The 26,818-nt window shown below is 57.0% G+C and carries 26 protein-coding genes and 1 tRNA gene; 14 read left to right on the forward strand and 13 right to left on the reverse strand.

Annotated elements, in window-relative coordinates; genetic code table 11:
• Positions 1–491: 491 nt before the first annotated feature.
• From ACR0BU_RS14200 to ACR0BU_RS14215, 4 genes are all read left to right on the forward strand, one after another.
• Positions 492–1,241: a 5-oxoprolinase subunit B family protein gene (locus ACR0BU_RS14200; protein WP_480736321.1), complete on the forward strand. Its 750-nt coding sequence runs from the start codon at positions 492–494 to the stop codon at positions 1,239–1,241.
• On the forward strand, positions 1,238–2,236 hold the full coding sequence (locus ACR0BU_RS14205) for a 5-oxoprolinase subunit C family protein (RefSeq protein ID WP_480736323.1): 999 nt from the start codon (positions 1,238–1,240) through the stop codon (positions 2,234–2,236). The genes ACR0BU_RS14200 and ACR0BU_RS14205 overlap by 4 nt, the downstream gene beginning before the upstream one ends.
• A gap of 12 nt (positions 2,237–2,248) precedes the next feature.
• Entirely contained in the window at positions 2,249–3,010 is a 762-nt protein-coding gene (locus tag ACR0BU_RS14210) for a LamB/YcsF family protein (RefSeq protein WP_480736324.1), read from the forward strand.
• Between the two features lie 169 nt (positions 3,011–3,179).
• On the forward strand, positions 3,180–4,427 hold the full coding sequence (locus tag ACR0BU_RS14215) for a hypothetical protein (protein ID WP_480736326.1): 1,248 nt from the start codon (positions 3,180–3,182) through the stop codon (positions 4,425–4,427).
• A gap of 145 nt (positions 4,428–4,572) precedes the next feature.
• Here the strand turns inward: ACR0BU_RS14215 and ACR0BU_RS14220 are convergent, their stop codons facing one another.
• Complete coding sequence (locus ACR0BU_RS14220) at positions 4,573–5,967, reverse strand: D-alanyl-D-alanine carboxypeptidase family protein (protein WP_299888548.1); 1,395 nt, start codon at positions 5,965–5,967, stop codon at positions 4,573–4,575.
• A gap of 279 nt (positions 5,968–6,246) precedes the next feature.
• Positions 6,247–6,948, reverse strand: coding sequence for an HAD family hydrolase (locus tag ACR0BU_RS14225; protein WP_298935196.1), 702 nt, complete (start codon positions 6,946–6,948; stop codon positions 6,247–6,249).
• A 93-nt stretch (positions 6,949–7,041) separates the two neighbouring features.
• On the opposite strand from ACR0BU_RS14225, the gene clpS reads away from it, so the two are divergent.
• From clpS to hemF, 4 genes are read left to right on the forward strand one after another with little or no spacing between them, the layout of a single operon-like run.
• On the forward strand, positions 7,042–7,383 hold the full coding sequence (clpS, locus tag ACR0BU_RS14230; protein WP_480736328.1) for an ATP-dependent Clp protease adapter ClpS: 342 nt from the start codon (positions 7,042–7,044) through the stop codon (positions 7,381–7,383).
• Positions 7,384–7,432: 49 nt separating this feature from the next.
• Positions 7,433–8,398 carry a class I SAM-dependent methyltransferase gene (locus ACR0BU_RS14235; protein WP_480736329.1) on the forward strand — a complete coding sequence of 322 codons (966 nt, stop codon included), beginning with the start codon at positions 7,433–7,435 and terminating at the stop codon, positions 8,396–8,398.
• Positions 8,399–8,435: 37 nt separating this feature from the next.
• Positions 8,436–9,236, forward strand: a complete 801-nt coding sequence (locus tag ACR0BU_RS14240) for an SDR family NAD(P)-dependent oxidoreductase (RefSeq protein ID WP_299080991.1) — start codon at positions 8,436–8,438, stop codon at positions 9,234–9,236.
• Between the two features lie 5 nt (positions 9,237–9,241).
• Positions 9,242–10,126, forward strand: coding sequence for an oxygen-dependent coproporphyrinogen oxidase (hemF, locus tag ACR0BU_RS14245; protein ID WP_298935200.1), 885 nt, complete (start codon positions 9,242–9,244; stop codon positions 10,124–10,126).
• Positions 10,127–10,129: 3 nt separating this feature from the next.
• Here hemF and ACR0BU_RS14250 read toward each other — a convergent pair whose 3' ends face one another.
• The 4 genes from ACR0BU_RS14250 to modA all read right to left on the reverse strand — a co-directional run bounded on the left by ACR0BU_RS14250 (position 10,130) and on the right by modA (position 13,223).
• Positions 10,130–10,540: a hypothetical protein gene (locus ACR0BU_RS14250; RefSeq protein ID WP_298935201.1), complete on the reverse strand. Its 411-nt coding sequence runs from the start codon at positions 10,538–10,540 to the stop codon at positions 10,130–10,132.
• Positions 10,541–10,648: 108 nt separating this feature from the next.
• Positions 10,649–11,749, reverse strand: a complete 1,101-nt coding sequence (modC, locus tag ACR0BU_RS14255; RefSeq protein ID WP_480736332.1) for a molybdenum ABC transporter ATP-binding protein — start codon at positions 11,747–11,749, stop codon at positions 10,649–10,651.
• Positions 11,746–12,438, reverse strand: coding sequence for a molybdate ABC transporter permease subunit (gene modB / locus ACR0BU_RS14260; protein ID WP_298935203.1), 693 nt, complete (start codon positions 12,436–12,438; stop codon positions 11,746–11,748). The genes modC and modB overlap by 4 nt, the downstream gene beginning before the upstream one ends.
• Before the next feature lie 5 nt (positions 12,439–12,443).
• Positions 12,444–13,223, reverse strand: a complete 780-nt coding sequence (gene modA, locus ACR0BU_RS14265) for a molybdate ABC transporter substrate-binding protein (protein ID WP_480736334.1) — start codon at positions 13,221–13,223, stop codon at positions 12,444–12,446.
• A gap of 253 nt (positions 13,224–13,476) precedes the next feature.
• Between modA and ACR0BU_RS14270 the strand changes: the two genes are divergently transcribed.
• From ACR0BU_RS14270 to ACR0BU_RS14280, 3 genes are all read left to right on the forward strand, one after another.
• The gene (locus ACR0BU_RS14270) at positions 13,477–14,730 is read left to right on the forward strand and encodes an aminotransferase class V-fold PLP-dependent enzyme (RefSeq protein WP_480736336.1); all 1,254 of its coding nucleotides are present in this window, start codon (positions 13,477–13,479) and stop codon (positions 14,728–14,730) included.
• Positions 14,731–14,812: 82 nt separating this feature from the next.
• Positions 14,813–14,888 (forward strand) — tRNA-Val (locus tag ACR0BU_RS14275).
• 148 nt (positions 14,889–15,036) lie between these two features.
• Positions 15,037–16,035 carry a LacI family DNA-binding transcriptional regulator gene (locus ACR0BU_RS14280; protein WP_299888571.1) on the forward strand — a complete coding sequence of 333 codons (999 nt, stop codon included), beginning with the start codon at positions 15,037–15,039 and terminating at the stop codon, positions 16,033–16,035.
• Here the strand turns inward: ACR0BU_RS14280 and ACR0BU_RS14285 are convergent, their stop codons facing one another.
• On the reverse strand, positions 16,036–17,169 hold the full coding sequence (locus ACR0BU_RS14285) for a Gfo/Idh/MocA family protein (RefSeq protein WP_480736338.1): 1,134 nt from the start codon (positions 17,167–17,169) through the stop codon (positions 16,036–16,038).
• Positions 17,170–17,207: 38 nt separating this feature from the next.
• Positions 17,208–18,311, reverse strand: coding sequence for a Gfo/Idh/MocA family protein (locus tag ACR0BU_RS14290; protein ID WP_480736339.1), 1,104 nt, complete (start codon positions 18,309–18,311; stop codon positions 17,208–17,210).
• A gap of 115 nt (positions 18,312–18,426) precedes the next feature.
• On the opposite strand from ACR0BU_RS14290, the gene iolC reads away from it, so the two are divergent.
• From iolC to ACR0BU_RS14305, 3 genes are read left to right on the forward strand one after another with little or no spacing between them, the layout of a single operon-like run.
• Positions 18,427–19,407, forward strand: coding sequence for a 5-dehydro-2-deoxygluconokinase (gene iolC, locus ACR0BU_RS14295; RefSeq protein WP_480736341.1), 981 nt, complete (start codon positions 18,427–18,429; stop codon positions 19,405–19,407).
• Positions 19,408–19,416: 9 nt separating this feature from the next.
• Positions 19,417–20,253, forward strand: a complete 837-nt coding sequence (locus ACR0BU_RS14300) for a 5-deoxy-glucuronate isomerase (RefSeq protein WP_480736342.1) — start codon at positions 19,417–19,419, stop codon at positions 20,251–20,253.
• Positions 20,250–21,089 carry a class II fructose-bisphosphate aldolase gene (locus ACR0BU_RS14305; protein ID WP_480736344.1) on the forward strand — a complete coding sequence of 280 codons (840 nt, stop codon included), beginning with the start codon at positions 20,250–20,252 and terminating at the stop codon, positions 21,087–21,089. The genes ACR0BU_RS14300 and ACR0BU_RS14305 overlap by 4 nt, the downstream gene beginning before the upstream one ends.
• A gap of 18 nt (positions 21,090–21,107) precedes the next feature.
• Here ACR0BU_RS14305 and ACR0BU_RS14310 read toward each other — a convergent pair whose 3' ends face one another.
• Genes ACR0BU_RS14310 through iolD form a run of 5 tightly spaced genes read right to left on the reverse strand, consistent with a single transcriptional unit; the run spans position 21,108 to position 26,679 of the window.
• Positions 21,108–21,866, reverse strand: coding sequence for an SDR family NAD(P)-dependent oxidoreductase (locus tag ACR0BU_RS14310; protein WP_480736345.1), 759 nt, complete (start codon positions 21,864–21,866; stop codon positions 21,108–21,110).
• Complete coding sequence (gene iolB, locus ACR0BU_RS14315; RefSeq protein WP_480736347.1) at positions 21,863–22,669, reverse strand: 5-deoxy-glucuronate isomerase; 807 nt, start codon at positions 22,667–22,669, stop codon at positions 21,863–21,865. Before iolB ends, ACR0BU_RS14310 begins: the two co-directional genes overlap by 4 nt.
• Positions 22,670–22,717: 48 nt before the next feature.
• Positions 22,718–23,899 (reverse strand): phytanoyl-CoA dioxygenase family protein, encoded by a 1,182-nt coding sequence (locus tag ACR0BU_RS14320; RefSeq protein WP_480736349.1) that lies wholly within the window; start codon positions 23,897–23,899, stop codon positions 22,718–22,720.
• Between the two features lie 51 nt (positions 23,900–23,950).
• Entirely contained in the window at positions 23,951–24,850 is a 900-nt protein-coding gene (gene iolE, locus ACR0BU_RS14325) for a myo-inosose-2 dehydratase (protein ID WP_480736350.1), read from the reverse strand.
• On the reverse strand, positions 24,847–26,679 hold the full coding sequence (gene iolD / locus ACR0BU_RS14330; RefSeq protein ID WP_480736351.1) for a 3D-(3,5/4)-trihydroxycyclohexane-1,2-dione acylhydrolase (decyclizing): 1,833 nt from the start codon (positions 26,677–26,679) through the stop codon (positions 24,847–24,849). Before iolD ends, iolE begins: the two co-directional genes overlap by 4 nt.
• Between the last annotated feature and the right edge of the window lie 139 nt (positions 26,680–26,818).

Here is a 26,818-nt window from a genome sequence, read left to right on the forward strand (position 1 = left end):
GCCGTCTCCCCGACCCGTCAGCGCCGCCTCAGCAGCGCCGGTGAAGGGGGTTCTAAGTACTACTGACAAAGACCGCAAGCAGAAAAAGACATCCTGATCATCTTTTTTGCGTTACTAACTTTATACTATCAAAAACAATAGGTTGAGCGGCACAAAACAAAAAACCTTCGCGCGGGTTTCCCCCAAAAAGTCCAAGAAGACGGACGACTGATCCATGCTGTCTAATGGCCAGACACAATATATAGACAATTGGCGGAGACCCTGTACTAGTGAATACGACTCAAATCGGCAAATTGATTCACGTTGAACTGGTATTTCAGACCAACTTCGCTAATTCGCGCCCATACAATCGGATCATAATTCAAACACCGAACGCTCGCCCAGCTTCCCGGCTTTACGAAATCATCAAGCATGTATTCCCGGCCTTGCGCATCTGAACTGGATACGGTCTGGTTCCCGCACGAAACCTACCGACCTGCAGTGGAACGCTCATGACCGTCGCTGATACTTTTCCTTTGGTTCGCACCGTTGGCTTTGATGGTGCTTTGGTGACCTTCGCCAACACAATGACCGAAGACGCAAACCGCGCGGCCCTGGCGTTTCGGGCAGAAATTGAACAGCTGCGATGGGACGGTGTGACCGAAACATCGGCCACATTGGGATCCGCCTATATCCGGTTCGATCCACAGCACCTGACACATGCGGAAATCAGACTGCGCCTTCAGAGCCTGCTGGAACAGCAGAACTGGTACAGCGCGCCTCTGCCCGAAGGGCGGCGGCTGTGGCGCGTGCCAACGGTCTATGGAACCGATCTGGCGCCCCAACTGAAGGAAGCCGCAGCGGCAGCCGGGTTGGATCCGGAGGACGCAATTCAGCGGTTGAGCACAACTCGGGTCCGGGTTCTGACTATCGGGTTCGCTCCGGGGCAGCCTTATCTAGGTCCGTTGGGTCCTGAGTTTGACATCCCCCGCTTGCAGGACCTTACGCCGATGGTGCCCGAAGGGGCGTTGGTCTTGGCAATCTCGCAGTTTGTTCTGTTTTCCGGCCCTACGCCAACCGGCTGGCGGCATGTTGGGCAAACCGCGTTTCGGTGCTTTCGCCCAGAAATGGAGCAGAGCTTTGTCCTGAAACCCGGCGATGAAATGATATTCGAACCAGTCTCGCCCGATCAACTGGATCAGATCCGGGCGAACAATACCGATGGGACAGGTGGAGCGACATGTGAGGAGATCACTGCATGAGCCTGACGATCCACCGCATCGGCCCGGCATGCACCATTCAGGACCAAGGCCGGCCTGGATTTCTGGATCAGGGTTTGTCCAGATCAGGGGCAGCCGACATTTTGGCCTTATATGAAGGGGCTGCACTGCTGGGACAGAGCCCGGACTGTGCGGCATTGGAAATGGCCGGGCTTGGCGGAGAATTCGAGGCAACCCTACCCACTCGCATTGCGCTGACAGGGGCACCCATGCAGGTTACGCTAGACGGCAGCCCGGTGCCCTGGAATGCCTCGCATCAACTGGAAGCAGGCCAGCGCCTGGTGATCGGCGCGGCATTGCAAGGCAACTACGGATATCTTCACGTGGGCGGCGGCATCCAATCCGAGGTGCTTTTGGGATCACGCTCGACCCACCTGACGGCCAAAGTAGGTCGGGCAGTGCAGGTCGGTGACGTGTTGGCGGTCGGAGCAGATTCGGGCCATACGGGACTAAAACTAGCCCCGGCGGAGCGGTTTTCGGGCGGTCTGCTTCATGTGGTTGCCAGTTTTCAAACGACACTGTTCGACGACACAACGCTGCATCGTTTCGCGCAAACCACGTTTTGGCGAGGCACACGCGCAAACCGTATGGGCATGCAACTTGAAAGCGACGGCGACGGTTTTGCTGCCAAGGGTCAGTTGAACATATTGTCCGAGGTGATCACCCCCGGTGATATTCAGATGACCGGCACCGGAAATCCGTTCATCCTGCTGCCTGAATGCCAGACGACGGGGGGGTATCCTCGGATCGCAACAGTTCTACCATGCGACATGGCGCGCGCAGCACAAACACCGGCAGGTGCCGCTATCCGCTTTGAGTTTGTGACGATGGATCAGGCGATGGCGCTTCAGTCCGCCTTCGACGCTGAGCTCGCACGCCTACGCGGCAAGGTCGAACCGCTGTTGCGAGACCCGCATGACATCCAGGACCTGTTGTCCTACCAATTGATCGGTGGAGTGATCTCTGCCAACGACTAAGGAGAGTTGCCGATGCCCCGCGTCGATCTGAATGCCGATATGGGTGAAAGCTTTGGCCCCTGGACCATGGGCGATGATGAAAGCCTGCTGAAGATAATAACCTCTGCCAATATCGCCTGCGGATTTCATGCCGGCGATTGGGATGTGATGGCCAAAACGATGGCGTTGGCCGCTGAAAATGATGTGGGTATTGGCGCGCATCCCGGTTTTCCAGACCTGCAAGGGTTTGGCCGCCGCATCATGAAAGTGCCACATGCGAGCCTGCGCAACCTGGTGCGATATCAGCTGGGTGCGGCGCAAGGCATGGCGACTGCTGTCGGGACAAAAGTGCGCCACCTGAAATTGCATGGCGCCTTGGCCAATGTGTGCTCGGTCGATATCGACATGGCGCGCGCATGTTATCAGGGCGCGCTGGATGTGAGCCCCGACATCATCATCATGGTATTGGCCGCCACTAAACAGGAAGACGCTGTACTAGAGCTAGGGTGCAAATGGGTCGGCGAGATCTTCGCGGATCGCGCATATAACGACGATGGCACTCTGGTCGATCGCAACCTGCCCGGCGCAGTCATACATGATCCTGAGATCGCCGGCCCTCGTATCCTGAACATGGTTCGCGAGGGGGCAATCATAACCGAAAGCGGCAAGCGACTGGAAACATCGATCGATACGATCTGCCTGCACGGCGACGGGCCAACTGCAGTTCAAATCGCCCGCTCGGTCCGCGAAAACCTGATCGAAGGCGGCGTCGATGTGACGAAATTCACCCGATAGTCATCTATCCGCAATCAAACCTGATCATTTTCTTTCTGTTGCCCGGACAGTGTTCTGACCCTAGCATGCCTGCAAGTGCATGTTCTCAATACTGTAATTTTAGCAACTCAACGCGTGGACAGATGCCCGGCCATCTCAATCCCAGCCAGTTTTGCACAAGGAGGCAAATATGTCTTTCGACCTGATGTCCTACGAACCGCGAGGCGACAAGAAGAACTCGGACTTCTTCGGTGAATACCTCCCGAAAATCTACGAAAGACGCAACAGTTCGGGTATTGCGGAACTGGTCGGCCCAATGCGGGCAATTGTGATGCAGGTTGAAGCCGGGGCTCTGTTCGACACCATGGTCGAGCTTTATATAATGACGCCCTATCGCCATTCAGCCAGCTATCTGGGACGAACGCACAAGTTTTCGGTGATGCACTCGCACGCCGACTACCCGGCGTTGATCCTGATGGCACCTCTCAGTGACACGTTCGAGGATTTCATCCCGCGCATCAACCGCATGTACCCGCTGGCGCGCAAGACGCCTCAGACCCGATATGTGGGCGAGATCTTTGCCGCGACGGATTTGAATAATCTGAGTAAAACGCTCGAGGATCAGAACATCCGGTTCGAATACAGCGGCGATACCGAAAACCCTTTCTACACGCTGGATGGGTTCCGCTTTACGACCCCATCCGATTTTACCTGCAATCGGGTCGGCTATTCGACGCTAGATTTCAATGACACCGACAGCCTTGGACTGGGCGACCGGGTATTGCTGAGTGATACAGAACAAGCGCGATTGGTTCAGGCGGCAGCCTTCAGCACCGACAGCAAGATCGCCCCGCTTATGCTGGGCATCGACCACCTCGCCACACGGGTTCTGGCCGGAGAGCGCGAGGATGCGATCCTCGAATTTCTGACAATGGTGCCTTACTACTTTTGGGGGGCGTACAACATATTCGACATGAACTCGTCGACCAATGTGAACCGCAACCCAAATGTGGATGATGACAAGGAGTCTCCTGCCAAGGTGTTCACAGCCAACAATACACCATCCTTCGTGAATTCATTCGCAAAACTGCCGATGCCAACCGAGGATTTCGTGCGCAATTTCGGACGCCGTCTGCATCATATGGCGGTCGAGATTTTGGATGGCGATCACGGCGCCGGTGAAAAGAACGTCGATTTCGTGGTCAATACGCTCAAAGACGAAGGCGTCCCGTTTCTGGCTCATGTGGTTGGTGAATGCAAAGATGATCCGAACCTGAAACAGATCTTCTCAAAGCACTCAAAGAACACGCTGCTGATCACTGAGTATATCGAGCGCTGTCACAAGTATGACGGGTTCTTCACCAAGGATAATGTCGCTGCTCTGACTGCCGCTGCAGGTCAAGATGAGCAGTATCAGCATGGCCACGTGTTTGACTGAGGCAGCAAGAGAAACTGTCTGATCAACCGTAGAAAGCTATGCTGGGGTGCCTCTTTACTGTGCAAGCTCTTTCCGGGTTCTCACGAAAAAAACGGCTGCGAAACCTCTTCCGCAGCCCAGATCCAGTCAGGAGAGTCGTCGGGCCTTATGATGGTCCGATCATGAAACACGTTACATTTCGAGCGCTCAGGCGGCGGCAAGCCAGATCAGCCTGTTCGCGTGTCATGCCCTGAAAAGTTGCATCAAACCCGCGTGAGCTTTGGTTCACTTTACGCAGTGTGCCTTCCAGCGTGGTCATTTCCGACAGCGCTGTTTTTAGCAAAACCTTCTCGGCCTCATAGCGCGTTGTGTAGCGTCCAACGTTGACGCCCCACAGGTGCCCACCTGAGGTCGACAACCGGGTGACGATTTCCTGCTCGGGCGCGGGCTGCTTGACCGTTTCGGCCGCAGCCAAAACCAGGTTTTCAGGCCGCAAAGCCGGACGCGTGTCCGAGCTATCGACCGGAGGTGCGGTTGGTGCAATATCGGCTTCTGCCATAGCGGCCGCGATACCGCTTTGGATGCGGTCACGATCTTGGTTCGCCGTATCGACAACCGCGCTTGCAACCTGGGTCGCAGCGCTGGGACGCACAATCGGACGCAGGCTTTTCTTGGGCGCGCCAGTCAGACGCGCAACTTGCGTTGTTCCGCCAAGGCCAGTGTTCCCGGCATAAACCGGGCGCCCGGGTTTGCGGATGGGTGCGCGGGACGGTGCTCGACGAAAACCCAGATCCAACAGCTCTGCCACTTTGGCGTTGCGCGACGCACCTGACTTACCGCCAAACACTGTCGCAATGATACGTTCGTTCTTACGCTTGGCTGACGCTACAAGATTGAATCCCGCAGCCCGTGTATAGCCGGTTTTGATCCCGTCCGCGCCCCTGTAGGCCGCCAGCAGACGGCGATTGGTATTGGGAACAGTTTTGATCCCCGCATGGGTCGATTGGCGCGAAAACAGGTTGTAGTATTGCGGGTAGTCATAAAGCAAATGACGCCCCAGCGTTGTCATATCGCGCGCTGTCGACAGATGTCCCGACTCGGTCAGACCGTGCGCGTTCTTAAAGGTCGTCCGGCTCATCCCCATTGCTTTGGCCGTGCGGGTCATGCGACGTGCAAAAGCTGCCTCGGACCCGCTGATTGCGATACCGATGGCAGTCGCCGCATCGTTGGCGGACTTCACCGCGGCCGCGCGAATCAAGTAACGAAACGCGATAGTCTGGCCAGACCGCAGGCCCAGTTTTGACGGCGGCTCTGCCGCTGCTTTTTTGGTAATGCGAACCGGCGTATCCAACGTGATTTCACCGTTTCGGACCGCCTCGAATGCGATGTACAGCGTCATCATCTTGGTCAGGGATGCAGGATGGAGCCGCGTATCGGCATTGCGAGAATGAAGCACCTCGCCTGTCCTCGCGTCGATCACGACCGCTGCGTAAGGTGCAGCAAAGCCTTTGAGTGGCACAAAAAATAGCAGCCACAACAATGCTATAAGGAATAAGCCCATTCGGGCCGGAACTGTCCGCCGAACCTGCACGATTTTTGCCTCTGTCTGCCTCAAGCCGCCGGGTTTTCCCGGTCAGCAAAATTTATTTTGTTAACGATAAGGCTAACACACAGGTCCCATGAAATAAACCGAAAGCTGTGGTTTTTGCAGTTTCGTTTGGCCGCTTTTCACACGCTATATCTGGCCGTTTTTTCCCCACAAACACCAAATGGGCTATTTTCGGCGCAGTGAGGCTATTTTCGAAAATGGAATTTTTGGAACTGCGGCGGAATAGCCACATCACTCTAGCGTACAAATAAGACCTTCCAATTCGCTCAGATCATCCAGCGCTCGGAATCGCGGATTGTCCTCTGGTGTTTCGGCATGTTCGACCTCCCAAACCAGGCCATGTGGCACGTAAACACCCCAGCATCCCGCCTGAATCGGCGCGACGACATCCGAGCGCATTGAATTGCCAACCATCATCGAGGCCGCAGGCCCATCCCCATGCTGGTCAAAGATCGTCCGATAGACGTCCGGTGTTTTCTCGGACACGATCTCAATCCCATCGAACAGATCGCCCAATCCCGATTGCGCGAGTTTGCGTTCCTGATCGATCAGGTCGCCCTTGGTGATCAGCACCACGCGATGAGAGTTTGAAACGCTCTCGATCGCTTCGCGCGCAAATGGCAACAATTCGATCGGATGGGCCAACATATCTTGCCCCGCGTCGATCAACTGACGAATGACCGAGGCTGGCACACGATCTTCCGTAACCTCGATAGCGGTTTCGATCATCGACAAAGTAAACCCTTTGATCCCGTACCCGTAGTGCCGGATGTTGCGTTTTTCTGCCGCCAGAAGACGCTCCATCAAGTGGTCCTGTTCGGCGTGATCAGCAAGCAACTCGGCAAAATAAGCCTGGGTCAGCTGAAAGAACCTTTCATTGTGCCAAAGGGTATCATCGGCGTCGAACGCGATTGTTGTAAGCTTAGTGTTCATTCCGATTTCGTTCGCTTGCTCTTTTCACTGGCCACGCCCACGTTATATAAGCGCACAGATAATCCAAATGCCTGAATCGGACAGTTGCACAAGATGCTGGAAAACCAATGGATGATGTCTGACAAACTGGACGGCGACGATGACGCGTCCGTTCTGGTTCAGACGCGCCCCAAGACCAAGCGTCCGCCGCTGTATAAGGTGTTGTTGCTGAACGACGACTACACACCAATGGAATTTGTGGTGCACGTGCTGGAACGGTTCTTTGGAATGACCCACGCCGAAGCGTTCGAGATCATGTTGACTGTTCACAAAAAGGGCGTGGCAGTGGTGGGCGTTTTCAGTCACGAGATTGCAGAAACCAAGGTTGGTCAGGTGATGGACTTCGCCCGCCGGCACCAGCACCCTTTGCAATGCACAATGGAACGCGAAGAATAACGCGTTTCGGGGCAATTTACCCCATGCTCACCCTTAGCTGGAATTGTCCATGTCCCCTCGCCTAGATCTTGTCTTGCAAAGCGGCCTGACGCTGTCACAGCCGCTGACGGTAATTGGCCCAACTCCGGAACACGACCTCTCATCTCTGCCGCGTGAAACGCACGTAGTACAACCGTTCAAACCGTTTCACGATCACTTTGCAGCGCAGGGGTTTGATGTCGCCCCTGTTGCGCAAGACCGCTGCCAGAGCGCAATCCTGTTTCTTCCTCGGGCGAAAGCACTGGCCCGTGCGATGATCCAACAGGCTTGCAGCCGTACGGAGGGTTTGGTTGTCGTTGATGGTGCCAAAACCAACGGTGTGGACAGCATTATGAAGGACATCCGCAAACGGGTGTCTATTGAGGGACCGATTGCCAAAGCGCATGGCAAGATTTTCTGGTTCCAGTCTGATCCAGAAGCCTTCCAGGATTGGGCTGCGCCAGACACTCAAACCGCGGACGGATTTCAAACCGCTCCCGGCGTGTTTTCGGCGGATGGAATCGATCCGGCGTCATCCCTGCTTGTACGAACTCTACCGACAAAACTAGGAGCCCGGGTGGCCGATTTGGGCGCGGGCTGGGGATACTTAAGCGCCCAGTTGCTGGACCACGACAGCATCAAGGCATTGCATCTTGTCGAAGCAGATCACGCCGCACTCGAATGTGCTCGGGTCAACGTGCCGGACCCCCGGGCGCAGTTTCATTGGGCGGATGCGGTCATCTGGAACAGCCCCGAGCCCATCGATACCGTGATGATGAACCCGCCGTTTCATACAACGCGCAGCGCTGATTCCGCCCTGGGCCAGGGTTTTATCGCGGCAGCAGCCCGTAACCTGACCCGTAATGGTGATCTGTGGATGGTTGCCAACCGTCACCTGCCCTATGAGGCCACGTTGAACGATGTATTCGCGCAAGTCCAAGAGGTTACAGGAGACAATCGCTTCAAGGTGTTTCACGCCTCTCGCCCTCGGCGATAAGGCCCGCTAACCTGCCCTTCAACTCAGGAGGATTCGGATGTCCTTTTCCATCACCGGCAAAACAGCAATCGTGACCGGCGGCGCCAATGGCATTGGTTTGGCCATCGGGCGTCATTTCGCGGATGCCGGGGCGAATGTCATGTTTGCGGACATGGATGAGAAACGACTGGCGGAAGAGTTGGGTGAGCAGGCCGATGATAGCAACATCCGATATTTCGCCGGGGATCTTCGGGAAAAACTGACCATAGCCAATTTACTTTCGGCCACACTGGATGCATTTGATCAGGTAGACATCCTTATCAACGGCTCGCGGCAGGTGATCCCGTCCGACCCGCTGGACACCGATGACGACTCGGTTCGCACGTTGTTGAACCAGAACCTGATGCCCGCTTTACGGCTTAGCCAACTTGTCGCAAAACGCATGATCAAGCAGTCCGATGAAGATGACGAAGGCCCGGCGGGCTCAATCATCAACCTGTCTTCGATCGCCGCCCGACGCACGCATCCTGACCTGATGGCATATTCGGTTTCCACAGCCGCGCTGGATCAGATGACCCGGTCGCTGGCCGTTGCATTTGCACCAAGCCGTATCCGCGTGAACTCGATCGCGTTGGGATCAGTCATGAGTGCATCTTTACAGTCCACACTGAAAGAGAACCGCGATTTTCGCGACGATATCGAAAAACACACGCCACTGGCCCGCATCGCAGCCCCGAACGAATTGACCGAAACCGCTCAATTCCTAGCCTCGGACGCTGCCGGGTTCATCACCGGTCAAATTCTGACAATTGATGGCGGCCGCACCCTGCTGGACCCCGTCGCAGCCCCAGCGCATTGATCCCTATGTTCGACACTGAGAAATCCACCGCGTCCGCCTGGTTCCGGGAACTGCGCAATAATATCGTTGCGGCGTTTGAAGCCTTGGAAGACAGTCACGACACCGGCCCGTTCGCGGATGCCGAAGCCGGCCGTTTCGAGGTCAAGGAAACCAAACGCCAATCAGAGGATGGATCAGATGCGGGCGGTGGCCTGATGTCCGTCATGCGCGGCGGACGCGTGTTTGAGAAGGTCGGGGTCAACGTCTCGACTGTCTACGGCACGCTGGGTGAGCGGGCCCAACGCGCCATGGCCGCGCGCAAGGGCATTCCCGGCATGACCGAAGATCCTCGGTTCTGGGCCTCGGGTATCAGCCTTGTTGCCCATATGCAGAACCCCCATGCGCCAGCCGTTCATATGAACACACGCATGTTCTGGACCCCGCATGCCTGGTGGTTCGGTGGCGGATCAGACCTGAATCCCTGCATCGAGTACGATGATGACACGGTGCATTTCCACGCCACTCAAAAAGCTCATCTGGACCCGCATGGGCCGGGACACTATCCGCGCTTGAAAGACTGGGCAGACGAATACTTCTACATCCCGCATCGTAAACGCGCACGCGGCGTCGGCGGCATATTCATGGATGACTACTGTACCGGGGATTGGCAGAATGATTTTTCTCTGACGCAGGATATCGGCAGGGCATTCCTTCCAGCCTACCTGCCATTGGTGGAAAGGCGCCGCGGACACAGCTTTTCGGACGCTGACAAGACGACGCAACTGGTACATCGCGGCCTTTACGCCGAATACAACCTTGTCTACGACCGGGGCACGAAGTTTGGGCTGGAAACCGGCCATGATCCGGACGCTGTCCTGATGAGCCTACCGCCGATGGCCAAGTGGATCTGAACCTCAGAAATCAAAATCCATGAAGTTATCATAGCAGTAGTTTTGCGCCGAGATTGCCGACATGTTTTCGCCCACGCGTTTGACGGTGATGGAATAGCCGGGATTGGTATCGGCCCCTTCGGGCGGGGTCAGTGAGAACTGAACTGTCCTAACCCCGGGCTCGTAGGCTCTCGAGATATAGATGCGTTGAGAATTCGGAACGCGCAGCGTTCGGATCGCGTAATCCCCGATCCCACACCAATAGTTGACCGCTGCAGACGACCCCTTGGCTTTGACTTCGTAGATTCCGTTTTGCAGTGGCGTGATTTCGGTTTTGAATTGCGGCCTGACACTCAGGCCAAAGCCCACGGCCTGTGCCAAACCGGGCGTTATCAACAAAACCGACAGCGCAGCTAACCTGAAAAATTGCATCATAAAAAAATCCCAGAATATATTATCCAACCTCTTACAGCATAGGCTTTGCCACTTCTGAGTAAAGCCGCTTACCCAGCCGATTTGCCGGATCAGAAGATCAATATGGGTTCACTCGTTGGAGATTATCCGGCCACCTACATCCTGCGGCGCAAGCGCAACGGTCTTGATGACCGCGTGGCACGGCGCCCCTGCCTCAAGCCCCAGCGCGTTGACCGACCGGCGCGTCACACGTGCCAGGACGATTCCGGCAGGCGTTTTCACCGAAACGATGGCCCCAGGCCCGTCGCCGGACCGGATGGAGTCGACAGTGCCGCTTAGAACATTCAGGGCAGACAGACCTTGTGGTGGCGTCTTCGACAGGATCACTTCCTGAGCTGGAATTCGAATGCGCAAGTCTTCCCCTAAATCGTGCGAGATCCGAGGAAGAAAAAGCCGCGCGCCGTTCGCGTCCAACTCGGTCAACCCGTCGTCATGATGCGCCAGCACCCTGACTTTCAACACTGCCCCAATTGCGCGCACACCGGCAGGTGCAACCGAAGGATCCGCCAGTACGTCAACGGCCGGGCCCTGTCGCACAACTTTGCCGTCCTGCAATGCCACAACCGATGTCGCCAGCCGCGCCACCTCGGCCGCCGCGTGGGTAACATACAGAATTGGCACTGAAACCTCGTCCCGTAGTCGTTCAAAATACGGGAGAATTTCGGCCTTTCGGGCATCGTCCAATGAGGCCAGCGGTTCATCGGCAAGGATCAGACGCGGGCTGGCCAAAAGGGCGCGACCAATGGCAACGCGTTGTTTTTCACCACCCGATAGCCGCGCCGGACGACGATTCAGCAAATGCCCGACCCCTAGCATCTCGATCACCTTGTCCGGGTTTTCACGGCGTGCGTTCTTTGGGGCGAACCAGCGCCCATAGGCGAGGTTCTGGCGAACATTAAGATGCGGGAACAACCGTCCTTCCTGAAAAATGTAACCCAACCGACGTTTGTGTGGCGGCATCCATTGGTGTCGCTCAATATCAAACAGAACCCAATCATTCACTGCGACGCGCCCGGCCTCGGGCCTTAGCAATCCCGCTACGGCATTGACGATGGTGGTTTTACCAGAACCCGACCTGCCGAACAGAACGGTCACACCCGGTGGCGCATCGAAACTGAGGTCCAGATCGATCCCCGGCAGGCGGTGTTGCAATTGCACAGAAAGGCTCATGTTCCGGCCACCCGTGCTGCGGCGCGACGTCCGACATATTCCGACAGAAGCAGCGCACCCATGGCAATGATGATCGAGATGATGACCAGCCGCGTGGCTGCGGCTTCACCCCCAGGCACCTGCAAAAACGCATAGACGGCTGATGGCAGCGTCTGCGTCTGGCCGGGAATGTTTGACACAAAGGTAATCGTGGCTCCGAACTCTCCCATCGCTTTGGCAAAGGCCAGAATAGCACCGGCAGTCACGCCCGGCAGGATCATCGGCAAGGTCACAGTTGCAAAGACCATGGCGCGCGACGCGCCCAGGGTCGCTCCGGCTTGTTCCAGTTTTGGATCGACCGCCTCAATCGACAGCCGGATCGCCCGGACCATAAGCGGAAATGCCATAATCCCCGCGGCCAGCGCGGCGCCCGTCCAGCGAAAGGCCACAACGATCCCGATTTCGCCCAACAGACGACCCACCGGCCCCTGGATGCCAAACGTCAGCAACAGCAGATAACCGGTAACCACCGGCGGCAGGATCAGAGGCAAATGTACCAGACCATTCAGCACTTGCCGGCCCGGAAACCGCCAGCGGGCCAGCGCATAGGCAACGAAGATACCAAATGGCAGCGTCGCCAGCGTGGCCCAGAACGACACCCTCAGGGACAGTTTAAGCGCCTCTATCTCGGCTGGACCCAACCAATCCATCCCTGTCACCCGCCCGGCAGGGTAAAACCCTGCGCAAGAAAGACCGACGTAGCAGCATCGGATTGCAGATGGTCCAGAAAGGCCTTTGCATTGTCACCCGCCGACAACGTAACCGCAGCAGGGTAGATAATCGGCGGATGCATATCAGCGGGGATCGTGCCGACAACGCTGACCCGCGTTTCGGCGTTTGCATCTGATCGGTACACAATGCCAAGCGGTGCTGCACCGGTTGCCACAAGGGCCAACGCGGCGCGTACGTTATCGGTCTGCGCGACCAGATCCTGCACAGCGCTCCATACTCCCAATCGCTGCAAAGCCGCCTTGCCATACACTCCGGCGGGAACCGCATCGACCAAACCCATGGCCAGATACCCCCCGTCCAGCACCGAGAGCAGATCATACCCCGGCGTGATCTGACCAACCGAAGCGCGACCCGCAGCACCGATCAGGACCAGCCCGTTTCCCAACAAATCCACGCGCGATGTTGCATCGATCTGTTCTGCATCCTGAAGCAGATCCATCCAATCAGGGTTTGCCGAAATGAACAGATCCGCTGGCGCGCCCAGCTGTATTTGCCGCGCTAAAACCGATGAGGCTGCGTAAGACACAGTTATGGTCTCATCCATCTGCAGTTCATATTCCGCTGCAATCTGATCCAAAGCTGTCTTCAGGCTGGCAGCTGCAAATACCAAAACCCCCTCGGCCCCGGCCCGGATCGGGGCCAGCATCGTCGCGCCAAGAACCAGTGCCGCGATCAGAGATCTGCTGGCGGAGGATAGGGTCATGTGCACTCCCGGCTGGAACATTGCAGTCCCTCCGGGAATATCGGAGGCCAAAGGCGACACGCAAGCGCCTTTCAATGTTCATACCAGTGAAGAATTCGAAAATCACAGAAAATACAATGAAGTCAGCTATTGAGCGTCTTCTCCGCCATAGCGATTGCCACGGATGTCGCATTGGGTATTGATCTCGCAGAATGCCCCGGACAAAGCTTAGGCAAAGCGTCACGCGTCAGCCACAGGAAACAGGACACCGAATATGCTGCAGGAAACACCCGGTTTGATTGACGCCATACGGGCCCGTTTTGCCCATGTCGAAAGCTGCCCGTTTCAAGGCAAACGCATCTTTTTCGAGAATGCTGGCGGCGCATTGACGCTGAACTCTGTCGTTGAAACCTCCGCTAAATTTGCCGCAATCCCGGACAATCAGGGGCGTGACAATACCGCCAGCCACGCGTTGGTCGACATCATAGACAAGGCCAAATCAGATCTGTCGGTTTTCATGAATGCCTCGTCGGGGCAGTTCTTTGTGGGGGAAAGCGGAACCGAGCTGCTGTTTCGCGTGATCCGAACCGCCTGTGTAAACGCGCCCAAGGGCAGCAAAGTCATTGGCAGCTCCATTGAACACCCTGCCAGCCGCAGCGCCGCACGCCGCTGGGCGGAAGTTGCCGGTCTGAACTATGTCAGCGTTCCACATTGTGACGCGACCGGTCTGGTGACCGCCGAAGACTATGGCGCGCTGATGACGCCGGATGTCTCGGTGGCAACAATCTTACATGGATCGCCTGTGACCGGGATGGGTATGGATGTCGCTGCAATTTCCCGCGCCATCCGCGATGTTGCGCCCGACTGTTTCATCATTGTGGACGGCATTCAACATGCAGCCCACGGCCAATTGGACATAGACAGCTACAATGTCGATGGCTACGCGATTTCACCCTACAAAGTGTTTTCGCGACATGGGTATGGCATCGCGTGGATTTCGGACCGGTTGACCGCCCAGCCCCACGACCAGTTGATCGACGCCCCAACCGACGGCTGGGAATTCGGCACCCGAGACACGGGCGCATATGCGACGATGTCCGATGTGGTCACCTATTTTGACTGGCTGGGCAGCCAATTGTCCGATACCACCGACCGCCGCGTCCGGATTGAGGTAGCAGGCCACGCGATTCACGCCTATGAAACCCATCTGACGAGCGCAATGATCAACGGAACTGGAAACCTGCCCGGTCTGCGCGATATGGACCACATCAGCATACTGGCAGGGCCGGACAACCCAGCCCGAGAGGGTCTGATCTCGATCACAGTGCGCGATCTCCCATCGGCCGAAGTGGTGACCCGGCTAAACGAACAGGGCATAAGGACCCACACACGCAAAGCCGATCACTACAGTGGCAATGTGCTGACCCCATTGGGTCTAAGCGATTGCATCCGGATTTCGCTGTGTCACTACAACACGGAGCATGAGGTCGCCCAACTGCTGGCCGCTTTGAACGATATGGCGAACTGACCCGACAATCGCCAATTGAGCGCAAGAAATTGTTCCAGACCCTCTTGCGTCCGCGCGCAGGCTTGGCTACATGCACCGTCACGGGTGATTAGCTCAGTTGGTAGAGCGCTTCGTTTACACCGAAGATGTCGGGAGTTCGAGTCTCTCATCACCCACCATCCCCTTATGGATACAAGTATCTGCGCCGGGCCAGAGCTCAGCAGCTCAAGTTGCAACCGGTTGCAACCACAGGGCTATGGTGCATAATGTTCCTGCCATGAAAATACCAACAGTCAAACTGCTCCTCAAACCAACCGTGCAACGCCCATGAGTGTCACCCTAAAAGACGTTGCAGCCCTTGCTGGGGTATCGCGATCAGCGGTTTCGCGCACCTTCACCGAAGGCGCGTCGGTGTCGGCCAAAACCCGCAGCAAGGTAGAAAAAGCAGCGCACGAGCTGGGATACAGCCCGAATGCGTTGGCCTCCTCGCTGACGACCGGGCGGACGAAGCTGATCGGGCTGATTTCCAACAACTTTCACAACCCTATTTTCCTTGAGGTTTTCGATCAGTTCACACGTGCCTTGCAAGAACGAGGCTTGCGCCCTCTGATCGTAAATCTGACCGACGAAACCGAACCGGCAAATTCGGTTCGGATGTTACGGCAGTATTCGGTCGATGCCGCCATCGTTGCATCTTCGACGTTGCCGCCAAGCTTTGCAAAGGCCTTCCACGATGCGGGCGTACCTGTGGTCCATACGTTTGGGCGGTCAGCCACTTCGCCCGAGGTGCATGTGGTCGGGATCGACAATGTCGAATGCGGCCGTATGGCGGCGCGAGAGTTGCTGGCCCGAGGCTATAAGCGCGTGGGATATCTGGGCGGCCCGAAGAATGCGACCTCGGCACTCGACCGGTATCGTGGTTTCATGGAAGAATTGGCGAACCATCCGGAAATCGACGTCACCCACTGTTTTGCCGATGCCTATTCGTTTGAAGCCGGTCGCGCGGAGATGCTGCGGTTTCTGGAAGACACAACAGCCCAAGCCTATTTCTGCGGTGATGATATCCTGTCGGTTGGCGCGCTGTCAGCGCTTAAGGATCACGGGCTGCAACCGGGCCAAGAGATCGGAATCATCGGTCTGAATGACATGGAGATGTCCCGTTGGGAAAGCGTCGATCTGACGACGATTCATCAGCCAATCAAGCAGATCATCACCTCATCTGTGGATCTGATCGAGGAAATGCTGAAAGAGCCTCAGCGCTATCCTGAGGCACGTATTTTTCCCTGTCGTGTGATCGAACGGGGCACATTACGGCCCCGCCCCTGATCATTGGAACATCGGCGGGCGCGCATCTTTCCATGCGCCATCCTCATTCCCCGACGCCACTGCCGCATGAACTGCAGCGATAGATCGAACACCATCCGACGCGCCGGGCAATCCGTCGCGGGTTTCGCCCCGGATCGCATCAGCTAAATCGCAGTAGATGTTGGCGACCGCCAGCGGAAACCCTTCGGGATGCGCAATGGCAACGCGGGACAAGCGCTGAGCTTCATCATGCAGGCCACCTTCGCCCTTTTCGATGATCTGCGTCCGACCTCCGACGGGTGTGTAGATCAATTGGTTGGGTTGCTCGGATGCCCAGCGCAGCCCGCCGGTTTCACCAAAGACCTGAATGTCGAAGCCATGTTGGCGCCCGATGGCCACGGATGAGGTCCACAGCCGCCCGACCGTGCCGCCCTCCATACGGAAATTGATCATCGCATCATCTTCCAGTTCGCGGCTGGAAATGGTCGAGGCCATATCAGCTGACAGCGACTTGACCTCGTCATCGCAGATGAAGCTGGCCATGTGCAAGGCGTGAATCCCGCAATCCGCAAACTGGCCCGATACACCGGCCATTGCCGGATCATACCGCCAACGAACGCGTGGATTGTCGGCATCCGTGGCGTCACCGTGGTGACCATGGCTGAAATTCGTGACCACCAGACGCACCTTGCCGATCTCACCGGCACGCACCATTGCCCGCGCTTGACGGATCATGGGATAGGCCGAATAGCAGTAGTTAACAGCACAGATTTTCCCCGAAGCTTCGGCAACGCGGACAATCTCTTCGCCTTCTTTCACGGTCATCGTCATCGGCTTTTCGCACAACACGTTGAAGCCAGCTTCAAGAAAGGCCTTCGCAATCTCGAAATGGGTTGAATTCGGCGTGGCGATGGTAACCAGATCAATCCGGTCCGAGCGGTTCTGTTCGCCTGCCAGCATCTCTTGCCAATTGCCATACGCGCGATCTTCGGCGACACCCAGTCGCAGGGCGTATTCGCGGCCAACGTCGGGGCGATGATCCAGCGCACCTGCGGCGAACTCGAACATCCCGTCAGCAAGAGCACCTAACCTATGCGCGGGTCCGATTTGACTACCTTCACCACCACCGATCATGCCCCATTTCAGCTTTGCCATGGTCTTCGTCTCTCTTCAGAATTTCATTGGTACTGCGATTAGAAATCGCTGATCTCTTTCCACTGCCGCTGTTCTGACGAAGCCAGCGCGGCCGTCAAAACGCGGTTCACCTCATGCCCATCGCGGAATGTCGGCCAGATCGCTTCGCCGGAGTGGATGGCTTGCAGGAAATCCTTAGCCTCTATGATGATCTGGTCCTGATACCCAGTGCCATGCCCAGGCCCCTGGCAAAACGGCTCGTAGTCAGGATGCGCAGGACCGGTCAGGATTTTGGTAAACCCACGTGACGCCTCTGGCCCCTCACGCCGATACAACCAAAGGGCGTTCTGATCTTCCTGATCAAAGCGAATGCCGCCCTTAGTTCCCGAGATTTCATAGGCGTAGCCCATCTTACGTCCGGTCGCGACGCGGCTGAAATACAGATTGCCCATCACGCCATTTTCAAAGCGACACATCATCTGGGCATGATCATCATTTGTCACATCTCCACCGGGCCGGGTCCGGTGCACGGTTTCAACATCCGCCATGACCTGCGCAATCGGACCGATCAGCGCCAGCGCGCCATTGACCATATGTGGGGCAAGGTCCCCGATGGTTCCGTTCGCCATTCCAGTTGTGCGCCAGGTCGCAGGCGTTTCTGGGTCCGCATAGAAGTCTTCGGTATGTTCGCCCCGAAACCAGGTGACGTCGCCAATCTCGCCTGTGGCAATCAGCTGACGCACGTATTGGCTGGCTGGCGTGCGTATATAGTTGAACCCAACCATGTTGATCACGCCTGCCGCCTCGGCCGCAGCCGTCATCGCAAGGCTGTCATCCAACGAAGCACCCAGTGGTTTTTCGCATAACACGGGCTTGCCGCAACCAAATGCGGCCTCGGCGATCTGTCGATGTGTTGACTGTGGCGAGGCGATCACGATGGCTTCGACCCCCGGATCATCTACCAGTGTACGCCAGTTGTCAGTCGCGCGCTCGAACCCATAAGCTGCTCGATACCTCTCGGCGCTTTCAGGGGTCGAGGCACAGATCATCTCCAGCCGAGGACGCAGCGCCGTGTTAAACACCGCGCCGACCGCTGACATAGCGACGGAATGAGCCTTGCCCATATAGCCGCCACCTACAATTCCAATTCCGATTTTAGGCATCTTTGGCGGCTCCGAACATATCATTTGCAACCGGTTGCAAAATCAGTATCGTGTGAATCGATCAAACGCAAGGTCCAACCGACTTTGCCCACCCCAATTTGCCGGAGGATATGAGTTGAGCGCTTTGATAGACGGTATCAAAGGAAACCGTTTCGCCGTATTGGGGCGCGCTGGCATGGATCTTTTTGCCGATCCCATTGGTACCAAAAGCGAAGATGCCGATACGTTCCGTGCAGATCTGGGCGGGTCTTCCGCCAATATCTGCACTGGTCTGGCCAAACTGGGCAGTCAGGCCTCGCTGATCACCTCAGTTTCAGATGATGCAGTCGGACGGTTTTGCATGAACAAGCTGGAATACTATGGGGTGGATACGTCGTTCATCCGCATCGTGGGTGGAGAATATCGTATGTCTCTGGCTGTCTACGAAAGCCGGATCGACGACTTTCAGAACGTCATCTACAGAAACGGCGCGGTCGATTTTCAGGTGACCAAAGAAGACATGGACAAGGTCGACTATGGCTCTTTCTCGGCGATCATATCGGCAGGAACAGTTTTTGCTGCCGAACCGTCACGCAGCGCCACCTTTCGGGCCTTTGAGAACGCGCGCAATGCAACGTTGCCGATCATCTTCGACATCGACTACCGTCCCTATAGCTGGCCGTCGCCCGAGGTCGCCGCTGACGTCCTGTCCCGCGCGGGTGAAGCCAGTGACCTGATCGTCGGAAATGATGAAGAGTTCGGGTTTATGGCAGGTGGAGTCGACAAGGGTTTTGCCAAAGCAACGGAGCTGGCGGAAAAGCCGGGCCGCATCGTCATCTACAAAATGGGCGAAAAGGGTGCTGTCACCTTAGCCGATGGCCAAGAGATTCACACCGGCATCTACCCGATCGACGCCGTTAAACCCAATGGCGCGGGCGACAGTTTCATGGCCGGTTTGCTGGCCTCAATCGCAACAGGGCATTCTTTGGAGGACGCGGTCATGCGTGGGTCGGCCTGCGCATCCATCGTCGTGTCACAACCCGGCTGCGCCCCTGCCATGCCCACAACATCTCAATTGGACGCGTTTCTCGCCGCCCACCCAGGTCCGACCCGATAGGAGTTTCCCATGCATATCGCGCCCTACGACAATCAGAACAAAGCCATCGTAGATGCCGACGATCCAACGGTGCCGTTGAACTATTTCAACATCGTCAAACTGAAAAAAGACGAGGTGTTCGAATATCAGGTGCCCGGTTATGAAACCTGCATCGCACCTGCAACCGGCAGCGTCGATGTCGACGTAGAAGGGGTTCAGTTCCCCCGCCTTGGCAATCGCGGCGAAGATGTCTGGGATGGTGAACCCGAAGGGGTTTACGTTCCGGTTGGGGCAAAGGTTCGGCTGGTTTGCGTCTCGGACAATACCGAGGTTTTTATCGCAGGCGCCAGATATGACAAAGTGCTCGACCCGTTTGACGTCCGCGAACATGATCTGGTTCAGTATGGTAGCGACGACACTAAAACCCATCGCAAAATCAAACACATCCTAGGCCAGAAACAACACGAAAAAGTCGGGCGCCTTTTGGTCAGCGAGTTGTTCACCGTCGGTCAGGGTGGCTGGTCCGGCTTTCCCAGCCACAAGCATGACACCAATCGCTTGCCGGATGAAACCCGACACGACGAAACCTATAACTTCCGGTTCAAACCCAACTGGGGATCCGGCCTGCAGATGCTGCAGCGCGAGGACAACGAACCAGGGGATGCCTATCACATCGTTGACGGGTCTACGATTTGCATCGACAAAGGCTATCACCCCTGCTGCGTGCTTCCGGGGTACGAGATGTACTACTTCACAATCCTCGGTGGCCTGAGTCAACGATCGTTGGTGCAGTACTTCCAACCTACCCATGCCTATCAGATCGAAACGATCCCGGGCATCAAAGACATGATTGCAAAGTTCAAATGACCCTCGTCACGCTCAAAGACGTTCTGACGCCTGCTCATAATCAAGGTTATGCTGTTGGCGGCCTGGTGACGCTCGGTTGGGAAGACATGCGCGCCTATGTGGCCGCTGCTGAGGCCGAAAATGCACCGGTTATATTGCAAGCAGGTCCCAGTTGCCGGGAGCACACGCCGCTGCCAGTCCTGGGTAAGATGTTCCGCCATCTGGCCGACAACGCATCTGTTCCCGTGGTTGCCCATCTGGATCATGGCTATACGTTCGAAGACTGCAAAATCGCCTTGGACAGCGGCTTCACATCTCTAATGTTCGACGGATCTCGAAAACCCCTGCAGCAGAATATTGACGAAACCGCGGCAATTGCCGAGATGGCCCATGCGGCGGGCATCTCATGCGAGGGCGAGATCGGGTTCGTTGGCTATTCCGGCGGAGAAGAATCCAACGGCACCGACCCCGCCGAGGCCGCACAGTTTGCGAAGGAAAGCGGTGTTGATGCGATGGCCATTTCGGTTGGCAACGTCCATCTGCAGGAAAACAAGGAAGGCGGGTTGGACGAAGACCGCATCCGCCAGATCGATGCCATGACTGAGGTGCCATTGGTGATCCATGGCGGATCGGGTGTGCCAATCGAACAGCGCACCCGACTGGCGCGCGAAACGTCAATCTGCAAGTTCAACATCGGGACCGAGCTGCGTATGGCCTTTGGTGCAGCCCTGCGTGACGCCGTCAACCAAGACCCGAGCCGATTTGATCGCGTGACGATCCTGAAAGAGACCCACGCCCCCGTTGAGGCCGCCGCCCGTGCGGTCATCCGTGCATTTGGAGCACCGCCACAAGGTTAATAGACGCGAGGCTTGGCCTCAGATCGATCCGCCTTCGACCATGAAGTTTCCAGCGCTGCACATTGCGGCATCGTCGGAAGCCAGAAACAGCACCATCCGCGCGACGTATATTGGGTCAATCGGGTCCGGCAGGCACTGGCGGTCCAGCTGTTTTGCCAGCGTCTCAGGCGTTACCCACAGGTCTTTCTGACGCTCGGTCATGATCCAGCCCGGCACAACCGTATTCACGCGGATACGGTGATTGCCCAGCTCTCGCGCCATGGTCCGGGTCAGGCCGTGGACGGCCGATTTAGCCGTGGCGTAGGCCGGGAACCCAGCGCCCGCCTCCCACCAGGAATTTGAACCGAGATTGATGATCGACCCTCCACCGTTTTTAATCATCCCCGGGGCGACGGATTGGATAGCAAAAAACATATGGCGGATATTGGTCGCCATGCGTTCGTCCCAGTAGGCCGGGCTGACTTCGCGCCAATCATGGCGGTCATCATGGGCAGCGTTGTTAACCAACACCTGAGCTTGCCCTAACTCTTCGGTTATCTGGGTGAAAGCATCCCGCAGCGCGTCGATGTCTCGCAAATCACACGGGGCAAAGACATGCTCACCCTCAAGATCGGTCAGCAGCGCGTGCCCGGCATCCGCATTGATGTCCATAAATCCGACCTTTGCACCCTGCGCCGCAAAGCCGCGTACGGTGTCTGCTCCGATACCACCAGCACCGCCGGTGACAATGACAGTCTTGCCGCGCAGGCTGGGGTAGATGGCAAAGTCTTTGGTCAACTATCACGCTCCATGATCCACTCGACCTCGGGGGCCGGAACAAAACGCCATTTCCGTAAGGGTCCGGCCATGACGTTCAGATAGTACATCTCAAACCCATAAGGTGCTCCGCAAGGGTGATGTCCACGTGGAACGGTCACGACATCGCCATCGGACACGGCCATGGTTTCATCCAACTGCCCATCATCAGTGTAAACCCGTTGAATGCCAAAACCATTGGCCGGGTTCAGGCGGTGATAATATGTCTCTTCCAGATAGGTGATCCGGGGAAAGTCATTTTCGTCATGACGGTGGCTTGGGTAGGAAGACCAATGCCCGTTGGGCGTAAAGACTTCGGTCACCAACAGACTATCAGCGTAGTCTTCATGCTCCATCGCAATGTTATTGATATACCTTGTATTCACGCCCTTCCCGCGTTCGGTCAGGGTAATTCTATCAGGTCCGATCCGGCGCGCCTCATGCCCTCTGTTCCCCGGCGCCGAGCACACGGCGATGACGCAATCGGTTTCAGCCACCGCCTCCCAACTCGTCCCATTCGGTAGATACAGACAATGCGGAGGCGTCTTTTCGAAAACGTTCATCCTGTCGCCCAGAACACCCCAATCCTGGTCAGCTCCGGTGACCTGTGCCTTGCCTTCGACCATAACAAGAATGACTTCGTTGTCTCCGGTGTCCTCTGCCGCCAGGTCCCCCGCTTTAAGGTGGAAAAGCCCAAACCCAACGTACTGCCATCCCGCGCTGGCAGGGGTGATGTCATGCACTTTACCACTCGTGCCAACGGGTTTTTTGAGCAGATCGGCCATTTGGGTCTCTCCTTGATGGGCGGGCGCAACGCCCACCCGTTTCTTGCTTCAGGCAGCCTGCCGGTTTTGCAAGGCCGAAAGTGCTTCGGCCAGTTGCCCCTCTGTCCACCCTTCCGACACCGCACGGCGCAGAATGTCGGCCTGACTTGCCGGTGCGTTGCCGCCAATCGGCGGGTCTGTGTCCAGATTGGTTGGGAAAGGGTAGCCTTCAGCCGTAGCCGCGATGGCCGCGTCCACCTCAGCCGCGCTGAGATCACCACGCTGTTTCAACGCAACAAGTGAGGGGAAAATGGCCTCGGACATGGTCCGGCGATCCACCACCTCCATCGCGCGACCAAAAGCCGAGGAGATTTGCAGCAGGTTCGCCATTCTGTGGATGTCCGAACTGCTGTTTTCGCCCGCAGCGTGAAACAGCGCCGGGTTGAAAAAGACAGCATCGCCCTTTGCCAATGGCAACTGGATATAGCGGTCTTCGAAATGGGCCCGATGCCCATCATCATGAAACGCCAGATACCCGGGCGGATAAAGTTGAGAAAACGGCAACAGCTTGGTTGGCCCGCTCTCCACCGGCATGTCACAATGGGCAACCGCCCCTTGCAACGTCAGCGCAGCTGTCACCAGATGCGCATGTACGGGATACCGGGCGGCGCTGTCGGCGCTTTGGAACCCCAGATGGTAGTCCCGATGCGCCTGTTGTGCCTTTCCACCCGGGCGCACCTGATTGATCTGCGCTGTGACCTGATAGTTCGGACCCAGCCAAGCCTCGCACGCTGCCGCGATTGTTGTGTTGCCGAAATAGAGCGCGAATCCTTCCGGGTCGCGCAGGCATTGCTTTTGCAGCGCATTCCAAATCCGGTCATTGGCCCCGGACGCGGCGAAATGATCGCCCTCGCCTGCCCCGCTTCTGCTCTCATCTTCGATGATCTGACGGAATACATCTGTGGCCCGATCAATCACGGACGTGTCCGCATATGCCCCCTTAAGAGCAATAACACCCGACGATTTATCCAGCACCCAGCCCCATTCCGCCAGCAGCGCACGGCGCGTTTCACCGTTCTTCAACGCAGGGCGCAACGCATGCATGTCGTATATCGGCACGTTCTTTTCAACCGACGCAGCATGTGGCACGGCGTGGGCTATTAGATTTTGTGAGGTCAACACCTTGAATTCATCCAGATCACAGGATTCCCGGTCAAAATATCCGACATATCCAAGGTCTTGATCTACCATGATTTTGTTCCTTCCTCATGGCCAAGGTGATGCTCCCGAAAGGGCAGGTCGTCAGGCTTTGATCTCCAATCCAGCATGTCCGCAGACATCGACAATGTGGTCGTAGCCCAGTTTTGAGTACTCATATGGTGGCGCTTTGGCTGGATCCTGTTCCGCCTCGACCACGATCCAGCCGTTGTAGTCCATCGCCTTCAGCGCATGGGCGACGGCCTGAAAATCGATGCAGCCATCGCCGGGCACCGTGAAGGCACCGGCAATCACCGCGTCCAGGAAACTGAGGTTGTTTTCGCGCGTGTCCTGTACCACAGCCGGGCGGATATCCTTAAAATGCACGTGATGAACGCGATCGCCCCACCGGTTCAACGTCGCCATGACATCGCCACCACCAAACAACAGATGGCCAGCGTCAAAGCACAGGTTCACCTCGGGACCGGCCCCCTCCATCAGCCAGTTCACGTCATCTTCGCTTTCGATGATCGTGCCCATGTGATGGTGATAGGCCATCGGCATGCCCCGATCGGCCATCCATTTGGCCAGTTCGGTGATCTTTGCGGCGTAGGCCAGCACCTCGTCTTTGGACAGTTTCGGACGATCGTTGAGCGGTGTCCCAGCCTGCGTCTGAATTGTGTTCGAGCATTCCGCGTAAACGATACATGGGCTATTCAGCGCCACGAACTGTTCTACCTGCTCACGCACGGCATCACGCTCGGTTGCGAAGTCATTAATCAGCGACGCGCCCGAGCACCAACCACCGCAGAGCGCGATATCACTGCCGTCAAGATAGGCGCGCAGCCCTTCGGTATCGCCGGGCATCCGCTGGCCACGTTCCACGCCGGTATAGCCGATCTCGCGCGCCTCTTTCAAAGCCTGCTCCATTGTGTAGGCCGCAGTCAGATCGGGCAGGTCATCATTTTGCCAGGCGATCGGCGAGATCCCGATTTTCACGCTCATTTCGTGTTTCTTTCCTTTATGGCGACTTCATATGCCGCTCGCTTTTCATTCACTTCGGGGCGGCTGCTGACCTCGGGCACCGCCACTTCCCACCATGTGCCGCCATATTCAGTCGACGGGTATGGGTCGGTGTCTATAACAACCACATACGGGCCTTTGACCTCAGAACGTTTGGCCAATGCCTCCTCCAACTCTGCAATCGAAGTGACTTTGACCGAGGTCGCGCCCATCGCTGCCGCGTGGGCGGTGAAGTCGATGGCCGACGGCGTGTCATGCACGGCATGGTCCAGAAGGTTGTTAAACTCCGCCCCGCCGGTGCCCATTTGCAAACGGTTGATGCAGCCGAAACCGCGGTTATCAGTGATAACGACGGTGAAGGACATACCCATCATCGCTGCCGACGCCATTTCCGAGTTCGCCATCATATATGTGCCGTCGCCGGTAAAGCAGATTACGTCACGCTCGGGCTGGGCCATCTTGATGCCCATGGCACCAGCAATCTCGTACCCCATGCAGCTGAACCCGTATTCCATGTGGTAAGACCCGGGGCGCGGTGCTTTCCACAGCTTGTGCAACTCTCCGGGCATGGTGCCCGCGGCGCACATCACAACTGTGTCGTCATTTGATGCCCGCTGAACAGCGCCCACCACCTGCATATCGGTCGGCAACGCGTTGCCCTCGCCCGGCGCATCCGTCAGCGCATCAACCTTGCTAAACCAGCCCGATTTCAGCGTATCGGCCACCGGTTCTGCGCGATAGCCTTGCAGCCCTTGGCCCAGTTCGTTCAGACCAACCTGCGCATCGGATTGCAGGGGCATCGCGCCGTGCTTTTCAGCGTCATAAGCGGCCGTGTTCAGGCAGACCAATTCACGCTGCGGATTTGAGAACAGCCCCCAGGAACCTGTCGTGAAGTCCTGCAACCGCGTGCCAACGCCCAATACCAGATCGGCTTCGGCGCAAACTGCATTGGACGGCTCGCCGCCTGTCACGCCGACCGGACCAAGGTTCAGCGGATGATCCCAGGCCAAGGCGGATTTGCCCGCCTGCGTCTCAGCCACGGGAATGTTGTGCGTCTCGGCAAAGCTTTGCAGTGCATCAGTCGCACCCGAGTAGTGCACCCCGCCCCCGGCGATGATGACCGGTCGCTTTGCTGTCTTGATAGCAGCAACCGCGCGGGCCAATTCCGCCTCATCCGGACGGATACGACGTTGATACCAGACGCGCGGCTCAAAGAAGCTTTCGGGATATTCATAAGCTTCCGCCTGAACGTCCTGACAGAAGGCCAACGTTGCGGGCCCGCAATCGGCCGGGTCCGTCATGGTCCGGAAGGCACGCGGCAGCGCGGTCAGTAGATGCTCAGGGCGGGAAATGCGGTCGAAATACCGACTGACGGGTTTGAAACAGTCATTGGCGCTGACGGTCCCATCACCAAAGCTTTCGATCTGCTGCAAAACCGGGTCAGGTCCCCGCGTGGCGAACACATCACCGGGAATGATCAGAACCGGCAGCCGGTTCACATGCGCCAGCGCCGCCGCCGTCACCATGTTGGTTGCCCCTGGACCGATCGACGACGTGACCGCCATTGTACGTGTACGTCGCATCTGCTTGGCATATGCAATCGCGCAATGCGCCATGGTCTGCTCGTTGTGGCCACGATAGGTGGGCAGGCTGTCTTTCACGGCGTGCAATGCCTCGCCCAGCCCAGCCACGTTTCCGTGGCCGAATATTGCCCAGACACCGGCGATGAACGGTTCTCCGGCCTCGTTCATCTGAGCGCCTAAATAGCGCACCAGAGCTTGCGCTGCGGTCAGTCGGATTGTCTTGCTCATGATAATCCCTTTCAACAGGAGCCCACGCCGGGCAATCCATCATGTCTCATTTTTTTGAAGGTTCTCATTCTCTTGACTGGCATGGCTTAGGGCTAGAAAGCCTATGCTGTCGTTTCGGATGTCCCACCCAACACGGCGG

This window comes from Ruegeria sp. CK2 (assembly GCF_056536585.1).